At 66.0% G+C, this 14,151-nt stretch carries 17 protein-coding genes and 1 pseudogene; 6 read left to right on the top strand and 12 right to left on the bottom strand.

Annotated elements, in window-relative coordinates:
- Positions 1 to 171 precede the first annotated feature (171 nt).
- Positions 172 to 774, bottom strand: coding sequence for a TetR/AcrR family transcriptional regulator (locus tag ON40_RS37465; protein WP_040830104.1), 603 nt, complete (start codon positions 772 to 774; stop codon positions 172 to 174).
- 168 nt (positions 775 to 942) lie between these two features.
- Between ON40_RS37465 and ON40_RS37460 the strand changes: the two genes are divergently transcribed.
- The 5 genes from ON40_RS37460 to ON40_RS37440 are packed head-to-tail and all read left to right on the top strand — an operon-like array spanning position 943 to position 4,677.
- Positions 943 to 1,998, top strand: a complete 1,056-nt coding sequence (locus ON40_RS37460; protein ID WP_040830103.1) for a zinc-binding dehydrogenase — start codon at positions 943 to 945, stop codon at positions 1,996 to 1,998.
- Between the two features lie 17 nt (positions 1,999 to 2,015).
- Positions 2,016 to 2,516, top strand: a complete 501-nt coding sequence (locus tag ON40_RS37455; protein WP_040830102.1) for a nuclear transport factor 2 family protein — start codon at positions 2,016 to 2,018, stop codon at positions 2,514 to 2,516.
- 54 nt (positions 2,517 to 2,570) lie between these two features.
- Positions 2,571 to 3,344 (top strand): SDR family NAD(P)-dependent oxidoreductase, encoded by a 774-nt coding sequence (locus tag ON40_RS37450; RefSeq protein WP_245568164.1) that lies wholly within the window; start codon positions 2,571 to 2,573, stop codon positions 3,342 to 3,344.
- Positions 3,345 to 3,371: 27 nt separating this feature from the next.
- Positions 3,372 to 4,295 carry a sugar phosphate isomerase/epimerase family protein gene (locus ON40_RS37445; RefSeq protein ID WP_083896212.1) on the top strand — a complete coding sequence of 308 codons (924 nt, stop codon included), beginning with the start codon at positions 3,372 to 3,374 and terminating at the stop codon, positions 4,293 to 4,295.
- Positions 4,296 to 4,302: 7 nt separating this feature from the next.
- On the top strand, positions 4,303 to 4,677 hold the full coding sequence (locus ON40_RS37440) for a VOC family protein (protein WP_051194173.1): 375 nt from the start codon (positions 4,303 to 4,305) through the stop codon (positions 4,675 to 4,677).
- An 834-nt stretch (positions 4,678 to 5,511) separates the two neighbouring features.
- Here the strand turns inward: ON40_RS37440 and ON40_RS37435 are convergent.
- From ON40_RS37435 to ON40_RS55085, 5 genes are all read right to left on the bottom strand, one after another.
- Positions 5,512 to 5,916 (bottom strand): pyridoxamine 5'-phosphate oxidase family protein, encoded by a 405-nt coding sequence (locus ON40_RS37435; protein WP_051194172.1) that lies wholly within the window; start codon positions 5,914 to 5,916, stop codon positions 5,512 to 5,514.
- Positions 5,917 to 6,351: 435 nt separating this feature from the next.
- Entirely contained in the window at positions 6,352 to 6,969 is a 618-nt protein-coding gene (locus ON40_RS37430; protein WP_040830099.1) for a dihydrofolate reductase family protein, read from the bottom strand.
- Positions 6,970 to 7,031: 62 nt separating this feature from the next.
- Positions 7,032 to 7,622, bottom strand: coding sequence for a TetR/AcrR family transcriptional regulator (locus ON40_RS37425; protein WP_040830130.1), 591 nt, complete (start codon positions 7,620 to 7,622; stop codon positions 7,032 to 7,034).
- A 143-nt stretch (positions 7,623 to 7,765) separates the two neighbouring features.
- Positions 7,766 to 8,266 carry an integrase core domain-containing protein gene (locus ON40_RS48775; RefSeq protein ID WP_051194171.1) on the bottom strand — a complete coding sequence of 167 codons (501 nt, stop codon included), beginning with the start codon at positions 8,264 to 8,266 and terminating at the stop codon, positions 7,766 to 7,768.
- Entirely contained in the window at positions 8,263 to 8,670 is a 408-nt protein-coding gene (locus ON40_RS55085) for an IS3 family transposase (RefSeq protein WP_040830098.1), read from the bottom strand. Before ON40_RS55085 ends, ON40_RS48775 begins: the two co-directional genes overlap by 4 nt.
- On the opposite strand from ON40_RS55085, the pseudogene ON40_RS56350 reads away from it, so the two are divergent.
- Positions 8,651 to 9,034, top strand: a pseudogene (locus ON40_RS56350) (ATP-dependent DNA ligase); the annotation flags it as partial. The gene ON40_RS55085 and the pseudogene ON40_RS56350 sit on opposite strands and share 20 nt — an antisense overlap.
- A 156-nt stretch (positions 9,035 to 9,190) precedes the next feature.
- On the opposite strand, the gene ON40_RS55080 reads toward ON40_RS56350, so the two are convergent.
- The 6 genes from ON40_RS55080 to ON40_RS37375 all read right to left on the bottom strand — a co-directional run bounded on the left by ON40_RS55080 (position 9,191) and on the right by ON40_RS37375 (position 14,051).
- Positions 9,191 to 9,871, bottom strand: a complete 681-nt coding sequence (locus tag ON40_RS55080) for a hypothetical protein (protein ID WP_051194170.1) — start codon at positions 9,869 to 9,871, stop codon at positions 9,191 to 9,193.
- A gap of 333 nt (positions 9,872 to 10,204) precedes the next feature.
- On the bottom strand, positions 10,205 to 10,531 hold the full coding sequence (locus tag ON40_RS37395; RefSeq protein WP_157186680.1) for a DUF4158 domain-containing protein: 327 nt from the start codon (positions 10,529 to 10,531) through the stop codon (positions 10,205 to 10,207).
- 388 nt (positions 10,532 to 10,919) lie between these two features.
- Positions 10,920 to 11,501, bottom strand: a complete 582-nt coding sequence (locus ON40_RS37390) for a sigma-70 family RNA polymerase sigma factor (protein WP_245568163.1) — start codon at positions 11,499 to 11,501, stop codon at positions 10,920 to 10,922.
- Between the two features lie 21 nt (positions 11,502 to 11,522).
- Positions 11,523 to 12,056, bottom strand: coding sequence for a DUF2231 domain-containing protein (locus ON40_RS37385; RefSeq protein ID WP_040830095.1), 534 nt, complete (start codon positions 12,054 to 12,056; stop codon positions 11,523 to 11,525).
- Positions 12,057 to 12,141: 85 nt separating this feature from the next.
- Positions 12,142 to 13,347: a sensor histidine kinase gene (locus ON40_RS37380; protein WP_051194169.1), complete on the bottom strand. Its 1,206-nt coding sequence runs from the start codon at positions 13,345 to 13,347 to the stop codon at positions 12,142 to 12,144.
- Between the two features lie 20 nt (positions 13,348 to 13,367).
- Positions 13,368 to 14,051, bottom strand: coding sequence for a response regulator transcription factor (locus ON40_RS37375; RefSeq protein ID WP_040830094.1), 684 nt, complete (start codon positions 14,049 to 14,051; stop codon positions 13,368 to 13,370).
- Positions 14,052 to 14,151 lie beyond the last annotated feature (100 nt).

Raw genomic sequence — 14,151 nt, 5'->3', positions numbered from 1 at the left:
GAACAGTTGAGGACGCTCCCATAACCAGTAGACGCCGCCACACGTCGCCGCATCGAACAACAACCCAGCCCCATCCCGGAGGGGTGGGGCTGGGGGTTACAAGTCGGTGGAGCAGGGCCGTGCGGCCGGGCGGCGCAATCGCGCAAGTTGCCGTGCTGGTTGGATTCGGGCTCATGAACGCTTCGACATGGCGGGTGGGGCCGGTCTGAGTATGCGGAGCACCATGTCGACGGTGCGTTCGATCGGGCGCTGGCGGGTGGTGACGGTGAACAGGACGACGCGGGTCCAGATCGCGCCGAGCAGCATGTCGAAGACGTCGTCGGGGTCGACAATGGGGTCGACGCTGCCGGTCGGGGCGGCGGCGATGATGGCGCGGAATTGGGGTCGGGAAGAGACGCGCAGGTAGACCGAGGGGGCGCCGGGTTTGTCGGAGGTGCGGTGGTGGGCGAGCAAACCTGCGGCCGCGACCCGGGCGGCGGGTTCGCCGAATACGGCGATGTAGATGCGGATGAATCGACGCAGGTCGCGGCGCAGGTCTCCGGTGGGAGCGACCTCGACGGGTGCGGCCGCCGGGAAGGCGGCGTCTTCGATCGCTTCGATGCGTGAGGGCCAGCGCCGATACAACGCGGAGGCGTGCACGCCGGCCCGCTCCGCGATCGCGGCCATGGTGGTGGCTTCGAATCCGCGCTCGACGAGCAGGGCGCGTGTGGCGGCGAGGGCCCGTTCATCGATGCTGGTGTCCCGCGGGCGACCAACCTGTTGCTGATACGGCATGGGCTCTACCGTAATACTCCGGAGTTTTCGGTACAAGCAGCAGCTCATAGGGCATATTACGGAGTGGCTACTCCTATAAGTTATAGGAGAGTATCTTCCGTATCTCGTCGGTGTGTGGTTATCGTCGTGTCTGGCGGGACAGATGGTTCCGTAGGAAGGGAAGCGACGATGCGTGCGGCGGTATTGCGTGGCGGCCGGGTCGAGACGCGGGTGATCGACGATCCGGTGCCGGGTCCGGGGCAGTTGCTGGTGCGGTCGCTGGCATGCGGAATCTGTGCCTCGGACCTGCATTTCATGGATCATCCGGAGGCAGGCGCCGACGACGACAGCGGTATGGCGACCTACGACCAGGACGTCGACATCGTGATGGGTCACGAATACTGCGCGGAGGTCGTCGATTACGGCCCCGACTGCGACAGGCGCGTCCCGCTCGGGACCCGAGTCGGCTCACTACCGATCCTGCGTACTGCCCACGGGCGCAGGATCATCGGACAGAATCCGGATGCTCCGGGCGGGTTCGGTGAATATCTGCTGCTGGACGAGGCGCTGGCCCGGACGGTGAGCTCGGAGCTGCCCAGCGAGATCGTCTGTATCGCCGACGCGATCTCGGTGGGCTGGTTCGCTGCCGCTCGCGCGCAGGTGACCGCCCGGGAGGTGCCGCTGGTCATCGGCTGCGGTGCGATCGGTCTATCGGTGATCGCGCATCTGTCCGCACTCGGCGTCGGGCCGATCGTGGCGGTGGATTTCGTGGCGTCGCGCCGCGAGACCGCGCGGGCGATGGGCGCGGACATCCTCGTCGACCCCGCCGAGGTGGCCCCCTTTCACGCGTGGCGTGATGTCGCCGGCGCTGCCGCACAATCGATGTCGGCACTGGTCGCGGCCAGCGGTGGGCCCGGCTGCGTGGTGTTCGAATGCGTGGGTGTGCCCGGGGTGCTGAATTCGATCATCACCGGCTGTCAGCGCGGTACCCGGATCTATTCGGTCGGCGGGCCGCCCGGCGGTGAACGTCTCAATACCCTGACCGCGAAACGCAAGGGCCTGAACATCCAGTTCGGCGGCGGTCCACTGCCGACGCACTGGGACGACGCGTTCGAGGCGGTCTGCTCCGGACGACTGGACGTGACCCCGATGCTGGGCCGCACGGTCGGGCTCGACGAGGTCCCCGCGGCACTGGACGCCGCACGCGACGCCGCCGGCCCGGCCCGCATCGTCGTCATCCCCTGAAAAACCCAGGAGCACCGATGAGTGAAATCGAAGACCTGCGTGCCGCGGTCGCGGCGCTGACCGAACGCGTCCAAGAGCTGGAGGACCACCGGGAAATCGGTCAACTGGTCGCCGGTTACGGGCCCGCGGTGGACAGCGGCTCCGGCGAGTTCGCCGCCGAATTGTGGACCGAGGACGGCCTTTTCGCCGCCGTTCCACAACGGACCATGCACGGCCGCGCCGACATCAGCGCGATGGTCCACGGCCCTGGGCACCAGAGCCTGATCCACAACGGATGCGCGCATGTGCTCACCGCGCCGCACATCGAGATCGACGGTGACCGGGCCACCGGGCGCAGCTACGCCCTGAACATCCGCTGGGATCCCACCGCCGACCGGTTCTGGGTCGCCCGCGTCTCGGCCAACACCTGGACCTGGGTCCGCACCCCCGACGGCTGGCGCGTCGCCGAGCGCATCAACGCCAACCTCGACGGCACCGCCGAACACCGCGAGATGCTGGCGCCCTCCCCTGCCCGATAACCTGCCCACTCATGAGCAAGCGGCTGCGGCCGCTCGCTCGAAAGGACGACAATCGTGACCGATTTTGCCAGCACCTACGGTTCCTGGGCTGTGATCGCCGGCGGCTCCGACGGAGTCGGCGCCGCCTTCGCCCACAGCCTTGCCGCGCGCGGGGTGAACCTCGTCCTGGTCGCCCGCCGTATCGCGGTCCTCAACGAGTGCGCCGAGGCCGTCGCCGTGAAACATTCCGTGCAGGTGCGCACGGTCGCGTTGGACCTCGCCCTCGACACCGCGATCGCCGACCTGGAACAGGCCACCGCCGACCTCGAGATCGGGGTCCTGATCTACAACGCGGGCGCGGACACCCGCAACGCCGAATTCCTCGACCGCACCCTCGACGATCACCGCGCCCTCGTCCACCGCAACTGCCTCGGCGTGCTCGAAGCCGCCTACCGCTTCGGCGGCCCCATGGTCACCCGCGGCCGCGGTGCCGTAGTCCTGATCACCTCCGGCGCGGCGTGGGCCGGTGGCCGCACGCTGTCCTCGTACGGCGCCACCAAAGCCTTCGACCTCATCCTCGGCGAAGGCCTGTGGGCCGAATGGCGCGACCGCGGCGTCGACGTCCTGTCCCTGGTCCTGGGCGCCACCGACACCCCCTCGCTGCACCGCACCATGGACCCGGGCGACCGTGTCCTGGCCGACCCCCACGACGTCGCCGAGCAAGCACTCGACCATCTCGCCGAGGGCCCCACCTGGATCCACGGCAGCGACAACCCTGTCGGCGGGTCACCATTCGGCTCACTCGACCGCCGCAGCGCCGTCCTGGCCATGAGCACACCTCGGCACTGACCACCGCAGACAACACAGGAAAACGCTGTGCCCCAAACTCACTCGACAAATCCCGCCACCACCGCCGACCGGCTCGGCATCGAATTCCAGACCGTGTTCGGCCTACCTCCGGTCGAATTCGTCCACCTCGCAGCAGATCTCGGCTGCCGGTACATCGGCCTCGCACTCACGGGCACACCCGACAACCCCCACCACTACCCGCCCTACTCCCTGCGCGAGGACCCCGCCCTGCGCCACCGCACCCGCACCGCGCTCACCCGAAACGACATCTCGGTCTCCCTCGGCGAAGGATTCGTGATCCGGGCAGGACGCGATATCCGCGACAGTGCAACAGATCTCGACATATTCGCGGAACTCGGCTGCACCCGCCTCGCCACCACCAGCATGGACACCGACCACCAACGCACCGTCGATCAGATCGGACAGCTCACGGACATGGCCGCAACCCGCGACATGCGGGTGGTCGTGGAATTCGCCCCCTCGCTGACCATCCCGGACCTCCCGGCAGCCCTGTCGATCATCACGGCCGTCGCGCGACCGGACTGCCGACTGCTCATCGACACCCTGCACTTCATCCGTGCCGGCCACCACCCCGCAGACCTCGCCGCCCTCGACCCCACCCTCATCGCCTACCTGCAACTCAGCGACCACACCCTCCACCAGCAAGCCGCCACCTACCGCGAGGACACCCTCAACCGCCTCCCGCCCAGCGACGGCGAACTCCCCCTCAGCGCCATCCTCGACACCACCCCAACCGACACCGTCATCGGCCTGGAAATACCCATGCTCACCCGAGCACGCAACGGCGAAACCATCCACGACACAACCCGTTACTGCCTCACGGCCGCACGAACACTGCTCGAGCACGGAGCACTCCGACAGCCCGGCGACCCAGGCGCCCGGTGTGACCGACGCAGTAGCGCACAGGATTCTCGGACCGGAAAGGACTAATAAGCCCATGCGGGTCAGCGCCATTGACCACGTCAACATCGTTGCCGACGATCTCGAAGGGACGTGCACCTTCTACGAGCAGTTGCTTGGCCTGACCACCACGACCTCGGCGGGACAGTCGATCAGCTACAGCAGCGCATGGCTGACCGACACCGAGGGCAATGCCTTGATCCACGTATTGTGGAACGACCCGAGTAAGCAGACTCCCCAAGGCCACACGTCCGGTGGAACGACGGGCGCGATCCACCATATTGCGTTGCGCTGCAACGATTTCGAGCAGACGCGGCGGATCGCCGACTACCCCGACCGAGCGACGTCGTACGACACGCCAGCCATTCCTGCCCGTAAAGATGGACAGCCTCATCAACCTGCTCGGGCCTGAATCCGCGACGACGCATCGGCACCTGATGCCGATGAAGAATCTCACTCACCATCCGCCGCTCGATACCGAACCGCACCCCCACCAAAACCCGAGCGCTCCACCCCATAGCCAGCAATCAATTCCCCCGCCTGGGCAACGTCGAATTGACGCGCCCGCCCCGGTTTGGACCGGTCGGCAATCGCGGCGTGAACGCACTGGGATCCAAAAGCTTCCGAACCCGAGACTCCAGCACTCCTACCTGGTGTTTCGCATTGCATTAGCCTCCCCTTGATCACCATATGTTGAGCTGAACCACTCTCTCCAAAGCCAGGACGCGGACAACCAGGTAGTTCAGAGAATCGTCGATCCGGCCAGGGTGTGGCTGCTTCCCCGCACCGCACCACGGCACAAGTCGATCGGGACGCGCACCGACCGGTGCAACACCCAGATCACGGGCGGCGGCGACCTATCGCGGATAGTGGCCACGCAATATGCACCGTCGTCAGGCTTCGCCGACGTCGGGGTGAGGGGTTCAGCTCGGTTGTGCCGAGCGCCTCGTTCTGTCATTCCACATGTCCGTAGGCGTTGGTCGCACGGCCGTGTGCGGTGCTGCCGCCTATATCGAAGGGAGCACACGTCATGGGTAAAGGCGGTACCCCGATGGATCGCGAATCTGCCGACCGCATCGGTGCGGCGGCCGATCGAGATCCTGAATCGCCAACATCGACAAGCGGGTTCGATGACCGCGCCGACGCGGCGGCCGATCGCAACGAGGCCGGCGACGAGTAGCTCAGAGCAGGTGCGGTGGGATCCGCATATGGACCCCACCGCACTTCAGATTCGGTATTCCGGTGGTCAGATGCTGCTGGACTCGGCGATTCTCATGCCCGTGACGAGGTCGGGTTCGATCGTGATCAGCGCATCGTTGACCGTGCGAGTCCAGGACTGCACGAGAGGGGCGTACTTGGCGATACGGTCCGGATCGTCGATGATCTGCGCGTAGCCAACCACCAGCACCGTCCAGCCGTGATGAGAATTCTGGTCGATCTGGTCGGCCTGGTAGCCCAGCACTGCTTTGTCTCTCGCGCGCACCATCTTGGTCAGCCAGGGCGAAGCCCCCGCCCCGATGATGATCTCCCCATCGCGCACAACATGATTGACCGGCCGCACCGCAGGCAGGACATCACGCGTGTAGACCACTCTGCCCAGCCGCACCCCGGCCAGCAACGTCAGACACTCGTCCGAACTCAGCGCGATCACCCCAGAGTCCGGAGGGCCGGTGGGACGCTGCGGTGGATCGGAGGCGCTTTGCACGATCATGCTGATACCCCTGCTCACTAGGGGGGAAACCGGGGCCAGCGCTCCACTCGTGTTCGCCTACCGGCCGTACTCCTCGTTGTGCACCGAGTCAGCCAACCACCGTGCCGGTCGCCACGGGTAGGGCTGAATGTCACCGCCGAGCGCAGCCGACGGTGGCTGTTCGAGATTCTGCACGTCGTGTCTCGAGTCAAGTCCTTGGCAGGATCTGGCTGGTTACATGGTTGATGCCACGGCTGGCGAGATCACCTGAGAGCAAACGGTAGCCGATTTCAGGTCGGGTGCTGGTTGACGTATCGGGCGCACCCGAATCGACCACCGCCTACAGCGACCCGGCCGGGTGTCGGCGGCCGGGTCGTCGATCCGATTCTCTTGTGTCTACTTGTTGGAGAGCTGTGGAGTGCCGGGGCCCCGGTCGTAGATGAGGAAGGCTGCTCCGCTCTCGAGGACGGTGTGGTCGATGAGTCGCCAGGCGCTGGGCGCGAAGGCTGCGGTCCGTCCGAACAGGGGTATGCCGGTGCCGATGGTGAGCGGGCTGAGTTTTACGATCACGCGGTCGATCTCGCCGTAGAGTGCGCCGGCCAGTTCCCCGCCGCCGACGAGCCAGATGTCTTTGCCGCCATAACGCTTCAGCTCTCGTATCGTCGCTACCGGGTCATCGGCGACGAGTTCGATAGCGGGGTCCGGGCTTTCGGTCAGTGTCCGGGAGAAGACCAGGTGCCTGAGGTGGGGGTAGGCGTCGGTCACGCCGGCCGCGAGGCCGACCTCATAGCTTTTGCGGCCTTCGATGACGGTGTCGAAGTGGACGCCTTCGGCGGTGACACCGAGTGCGGCCCGGGCCGGCCCCGGCAGGGTCTCGGGGTACTCCTCGATGAGGTGCTGCAGGTAGTCCTCGGACGGGACCCAGAAGCCACTGGGGCCGGATGGGTCGGAGCCGTCGGGACCGGCGATGAAACCGTCGAGAGTGGAGGCGATGTAGTACACGAGCTTGCGCAAGTAGATCCTTCGTTGATCGATTGGCATGGACGGTGGGCTAGCTGGGTCGGCCGGGCGGGGTGTCACTTCGTGGCTGTGAAGAATGGAGTGACGATGCGCTCCACTGCCTGCGTGACCAGTTCGTCGCGCTCGGCGTCGGTGAACACATCGGGAAGTGTGAGCTGCTCGACGACCAGCCAATTCATGGCGAGGTACATCAGCAGGACCGCGGTTACGCCCCCGGGCAGGCCCGCAGCCTCGTGCCGGGTGACGTTCTCGTCGATGTCGGCGCGGACCCGTTCGGTGAGCAGTGTCCGCAGCTCTGGCCTTCTGGTGGCTTCCAGTCGGAGTTCCAGCAGCGCCAGATGCCCGGACGGGAAGGCCACGACCCTGCGGATGCTCTCCCGCAGCATCGTGCCGTATGAAGCGGCGTCCCGTGCTTGGTCGAACGTCGCGGTGAGCGCGTCCTCCGCGGGCCTGAGCCGCTCGTAGACGCGGGTGCCGGCCTGGACGAGGAGGTCGTCGCGGTTGCGGAAGTAGTTGGACGTGGTGCCGATGGGCACCGCTATCTCCTTGTCGACGGCGCGCTGGGTCAGGCCGCGCGCGCCCTCGCGGGCGAGGACTTCGATGGCGCCATCGAGCAGCGCGGCCCGACGGGCCGGATTCTGGCGCATCTCACAGCCCTTTCTGACATTGAAGTACTTCAAGTGAAGCGGAACAATCGAAGTACGTCAAGTGAAGTGGTTTGGTAGCGCGTGAATTCCGAGATCCGAGGCCATTGTCCCAACATCCGCACATGCCGCATGTCGAGCGGTTTTCAGCTGCTCACAGCTATGAAGGCTGAGCTGGGCACCCGGTCATCGAGCGCCTGGTGCGGTCTGATCGTGTTGTAGATGACCCGGAATCGGTGAACCTCCATGTCCAGAGCATCACCGTCGGCGATCACACCACGGAACAGATGCTCGTATTTCAAGGTGCCGAACCACCTTTCGATCACACCGTTCGTCTGGTGTGATCGCACCCTGGTGCGGACATGCCGCAGCAGCGGATCCGGTCCGGCGAACACGGTCTCGAACACCTCCCCGCGAAAGCACGGCCCGTAGTCCGACACCACCGCGATCGGCGCGGGCGCCATGCCGAGCACCTCCCCGGCCGGCCCGATAACCTCGGCCAGCCCACGATCGGCACGCAGGTCGTCCACGCCGAGGATCCGCTCGGCCTCGGTGACCGCGAGCCGCAGACACGCCAGCGCGTCGGCACCGCGGGCCGTCGGGGTCACGGTAATGGCCAGGCAGTATTTCGTCGCGTAGTCGATCACCGCGCAGCTCCGCCAGATCCCACCACCGCTGGTGTCGAATTCGCTGAAATCAGTTTGCCAGACTCGATTACGTTGCGTCGGCGGATCATGGAACACCTTGCACCGCAGCATCGCCCACGACTTACGGTCCGCCCGATACCCTGCGGCAACAACAAACCCCGCCGCCGCAGCGCCCGCTGCACCGTCGAAGTCGAGACCTCGTAGCCGTCGGCGCGCATCAGCGCCGCGATCTTGCGATGCCCCCACGCCGGCCACTCCTCGGCGTACTTCGCCGCGACCGGCTCGAACCGGTCCACCTTCGGCGCCCGCAACCAGCCCGAGAACTGGCTCCACAGCCGAATATTGCTGAATATATGCTGGTGCTGTGCCACTCCCCCGGAGCCGATGCTGGCCACCGCTTCCAAGCGGCCTCCGGGACCGGATCCTACGTGGGCGGTAGAGATGAAATGGGATGGCATGCAGGCTATTTCACAGATATCGGGGACAGGGGCCCGATTCTGGAGCCGTAACGGCCACGAGGTGACTTTATCGTTTCCGGAGTTAGCTGAAGCATTTCCCGGCATTGTCGGGCTCGTGCTCGATGGGGAAATCGTCGCGCCGGATCCCGCGACCGGTGTGCCGAGCTTCGGTCGGCTCCAGCACCGACTCGGCACACGCCCGTCCACCGCACTGCGGGCAGCGGTGCCGGTGCGCTATTTCGTGTTCGACGTTCTGGAAAACGCTGCAGAATCGGTCATGGACCTGCCCTATCTCGAACGCCGCGAGCGCCTGGACGAACTTCACCTCGATGGCGGACCGATACGCGTGCCGCCGACATGGATCGGTGAAGATCCCGAACGGATGCACCGCAATGCCCGCTCGCGAAGAGCAGCTACTGGGGTGGCTTCCGGTAGACGGGGTGCCGGTGCGCCGCTGTCGAGGCGGTCATTTGGGTGCGGGTTCGTTCGGGTTGCCGTATTTCATCGTCCAGATGGGTACTTGGCCCCGCACGTATTCGTTTCCGTCCCACGGGTTCCCGCAGATGTGCAGGTATGCATACGGTGTTCCGTCGAACATCACCCAGGCGCCGGCATCGCGCACGGTGTTCGGTAGGCCGTCGCGTGTGGCGTCGTATGGCCAGAGAATCATCCAGTGCGGACCGATCGGTATCGGTGGACTCGTTCTGTCGGAGGGATCGGTGTTGCTGTGTTGTGTTGCGCCGCAGAGCATATAGATGATGCCGGGTGCGGTGTTGGTAGGCGCCGGTTTGCCGGCCATCATGTCCAGCATCCATTGCAGTCCCATAGGGTCGGCGCACATGGGGACGTTGCCGATTTCGTTCTCGTCGCCGGGCAGGCATACCCAGTCATTGGTGCCTTGGCGAAGCACGACGGTGTTGCCTTGACGATCCATCTCGACGACGGTGGCATCCTCGGTGATGTGCAGCGGGCCCGAGGCCATCGCTCGCGATATTTTCGCGGCCAATACCTGTTCATCCTTGGTCCCGGGCCGGGCTTCGGCGCTGTGCAACATAGTGATCGCGCTGTTGCTGTAGTTTCCCGGTGCACCGGCCGCGTCGGGGACGCCACCTACGGACTGCCGCTGACCGGATTCACTATCGACCATGGCGTACTCCTCTCAACGAAATTTGTGGTAGTTCTGGCCAAGACACAGGACCTGTTCGTTGGGTATGGCTTTCGATGTGATCGGGAAACGTCACCTTCAGCCGCCGCCGCGTCTCACCGGCGACATGGATCGGAGTGATCCTTCGACGCCGAATCCGGGCCAGGTGTAGAGGAATAGTGTATTCAGATATGTCACAGCGCCGCCCCGCTGAAATAGGCGACGTAAATATGGTCCCACGGGATCTCGGACACATGACCGTCAATCGACCTCTCGGGGGCATTGCGCGAATCGATGAGCGCGCCCTCACCGCGTTGCATCACGACGCCAGGAGGACTAGAAGGGCGAACGCAGCGCCTCGTGCAGCCACTCGTCGCGCAGCTCGGGCACACCCCAGCCAGCGACTGTCAACCGGGTCTCGTCAGCCCGCATGAACTCACGGGACCCGAACGCCTCCCGGACCTGCGCCTGGTGATACTTGACCGATCGACCGTCCCACCGATACTTCACGAACTCGCCCGGATCGACCTTCACCTGCTCGGCCACATTCGACACCGCGGCCGGCAGAATATCGTCGACACCGCGCGGGAAACTGGCCTCGATCTCGAAGAATTTCAGCAACAGGCTGAACCCGAGACGAGTCGCCCCAGTCTTGTTGCCCACCACCGCCAATTGTCAGCGACCAGCGTCCACGACCCGATCAGCTCCTCCAGCGACCACTCCTGACGCACGAGTCGGAACCATAAGCCCGGTCAGCAGTTACCCACGCCTCTTTCCCTGGGTCAGCTTCGGGAGTTCTGGGCCGCCCAAGACTGTCGGCCGCGGCAATTGTGGATGTGTCTTATGGCTCTAGCGCGGTCGTCCCCCGCCATCGAGTCGCAGTTCCCGAATCACATCGACGCACCCGCGACCGATATCGGCACTCAGCCCTTCGTCTGGTCGTCGTTCAACATCTCCCCGCGCCGAGTCCAGCGGGGTGGTTGGGCACGCGAGGTCACGCAGCAGGACTTTGCACGCCCCATTCGCCAGACCGCACGTAGCCGCTTGGCTGTCACACCGACAAGTCTTCCCGGTTCACAGGCGATTCAGTAGTGACGCCTTGGGCGGTGCAGGCATCCCGGAGTGCTCGTAGCGCGTAGTGCAGGCGTGATTTGACGGTGCCGGGTGGGATGGCGAGTTCGGTAGCGATGTCTTGGGTGGTCGCGCGGCGGTAGTAGGCGTGGAGGATGACTTCGCGGTGTTGGTGGCTGAGTGTGGCCAAGGCGCGGTGGACGATCCAGGTGTCGGCGAGGTGTGCGCAGGGGTCGTCGGAGTGGCGGTCGAGCGCTGCGTTGTTGTCGGTAGCGTACTCGTGGCGACGTCGGGCGCATCGGAGCTCGTCATAGGCCAGGTGACGGGCGACGGTGAACAGCCATGCGCGCAGCGCGAGGTCGGGTTCGTCGAGCAGGTGTGGATGTTTCCACAGCCGGATCAGGGTCTCCTGCACGATGTCGTCGGCGCGGCCCTTGTCGCGGACGAGCCGATGGGCGAGGCGATGCAACGACTGCCGGTACTGTTGGTCGACCTCACCCAGGCGCTGCGATCGACGGCACCGATGCAGGTGCGTAGCGTCAGTCATGTCCGTCGCCGGCATGGGTAGCTATCAGGGGCCGGTTCAATGGTGACTAGCGGCGGTGCTGTGGGATTGGCTGACTGTGCGGCCGTGCCAGGCGGCCTGAGCTCCGCTATCACCGATGCGGTACACCTGCACCACAGAGCCGACCGAGACGGCGAGGGCGGCGAGGGCAAGGGTGATCGCGACTGCACGATTACTGGTAACGGTGTCGATGCGGGGAAGCCGCGGGCGGAGCCGACGAGTAACCCGATCGCTGTGCAGGGCCCACCAGGCGGTGGCGAGCAGGAAGGTGGCCGCCGACCACGCGAGCAGTTCATCACCGAGTTGAGTGTGGTGGCGTACCAAGGGATTTCGGTCGACGCGGTGGGCGAGCCATTCTCCGGAGTGCATGGTCAGCGGGACGGCCAGCAGCGCGGCGAAGGCAACGAGCGGGGTGGCGAGCCCGAGCCGGGCCCGAGCGGCGGGCCAGCAGACCGCGAGTGCGAGCAGCAGCGCCGCCAACGGCACCAGCACGACCACGAAGTGGACGAGTAGGACGTGGGCAGGCAGTCCGTTGACAACGGTGGGTCCCATGTTGTTGGCCGCTCCTGAACAGTGTGTGCGCTGTGGTCGTCCTGGAGCGTATGGGGCGATTCTTGGAGGATTCTCGGAGCCGAGACTATTGCCGGTGGCCTGCGGGCAGCGTGATGGTGAACTCCGAGCCTCGCTCGGGCGCGCCGTCGACGGCGATGCTCCCGTGGTGAGCGTCGACGACAGCCTGCACCAGCGCCAGGCCGATGCCGTGGGGGCGGGTTGCGGTGCTGTGGCCCTCGCCGTGGGCGAAGCGCCGGAAGTAGCGTTGCGCGTCGCGCGGGTCGAGACCGGCGCCGGTGTCGGCGACGGTGACCGCAACCTGGTCGGCGGTGCGAGAGATGGCGATTGTGACTGTGCCGCCCTGTTTTTCGTGTTGCAGGGCGTTGTCGACCAGGGCGAAAACGGCTCGGCGCAGCGCCGGTCGGACTCCGTCGACGCTCGTCGCGGCCGCCGGATCGGTGACCGCGACTTCCACAGTGATGCCGCGGGTCGCCGCGTGGGCGGTGACGCTGTCTGCCACTTCGTGGCACAGTGCTGTCAGGTCCACCGGTTCGGTCCGGTCCGATTCGTGTTCGGACGCGGCGGCCAGCAGCAGGTCGTCGACAATGCCGGCGAGCGCGCGCGTGTCGGTGACGAGTTCGTCGAGCTGGGTGCGCCACTCGGTCGGCAGTTCGTCGCGGGTGGCGCGGCGGGCCAGGAGTTGGGCGCGGGTGTGCAGCACGGTCAGCGGCGCCCGGAGCTCGTGTGACGCGTCGGCGACGAAGTCGCGCTGGGTCGTCAGCGCGTCGACCATGGGACGGATCGCGCGCCGCGACAGCAGCAGTGCGGCACAGGCCGCGGTCGCCACACCGGCGAGCTCGGCGATCAGCAGCGCTTCCAGGACACGCTGCCGACTCTGCTCCCACGGGGCCTTGTCGACGAGGACGGCGATCCTGCGGCCGGAGCGTTCGAGCACCAGCACCCGGTACTCGACCCCGCCGGAACGCGCCGTCGAATAGCCGGTAGGGCTGGTCGTCAGTTCAGCGGTGGATGCAGGCGCGTGCGCGCTGAGGGCGACGTGGCCGGCAGCCGTCGCGATACCGATAGCCATGCCGGGGGGTGGGTCGTCGACATCGTCGACCTGGGCTGCGACTTGAGCCAGCTGGGCGTCTATCTGCCGGTTGCCGATCCGGGTATCCACGCTGAGCAGCACGACCCCGACGAGCAGCAGAACGGCCGCCAGCACGATGGCCGACTGCAGTGCGGCGCTGCGGGTAGCGCGCCGCAGCTGTGCCGGCTCGGTTGAGACCACGGCGGTTCGTCGATGGCGTCTCATCCGACGCCGAGCCGATAGCCGAGACCGCGCACGGTGTCGATGGCCTCGCGCCCGAGTTTGCGGCGTAGGTAGTGCACGTAGGTGTCGACGGTTCCGACGGTGTCGGCACGGTCGAAGACGAGGTCGAGTAGCTGGTCGCGGGTGAACACCTGCCGCGGCGAGCGTGCCAAAGTCGTCAGCAGTACGCATTCGCGCGCCGACAACACCACCTCGGGGACCATGCCGGTGGGGTCGGCGACAGTGCGGGTCGCCGGGTCGAGTCTGCGGGTTCCGATCGGCAACGACGTCGCGGTGGTGAGGTGGCGGCGGTGCAGTGCGCGGATGCGGGCCAGGAATTCGGGCACTTCGAACGGCTTGACCAGATAGTCCTCGGCACCGCTGTCGAGCCCTTCCACCCGATCGGCCACGGTGCCGCGGGCGGTCAGTAGCAAAGCAGGGGTGATGACGGCACGGTCACGCAGCGTCCGCAGCAGCTCCAGGCCCTCCAGCACCGGCAATGCGCGGTCGATGATGAGCACGTCGAACTGCTCGGTCAGTCCGTGATGCAGACCGGCTTGGCCGTTATCGGCGGTGCGGACCTGATAGCCCTCGTCGGTCAGCAGCCCGGCCACCATGTCGGCGAGTGTGCGATCGTCCTCGACCAGCAGTACCCGCGGTGCGGTCGTGCCCGGAATCGACATGCACTCCAGCCTGCCATCGAACGCGCAGGCCGAGACGCTCGCAGCGGCCCAGCGAGTGAATTCTCAGAGCATTCCAAGGCTGATCCGCACTCTGGTCAGC

This window comes from Nocardia jiangxiensis NBRC 101359 (assembly GCF_000308615.1).
Lineage (GTDB): Bacteria > Actinomycetota > Actinomycetes > Mycobacteriales > Mycobacteriaceae > Nocardia > Nocardia jiangxiensis.
Note: the sequence above shows the minus strand (reverse complement) of the source record. Positions and strands in the feature narration are given on the sequence as shown.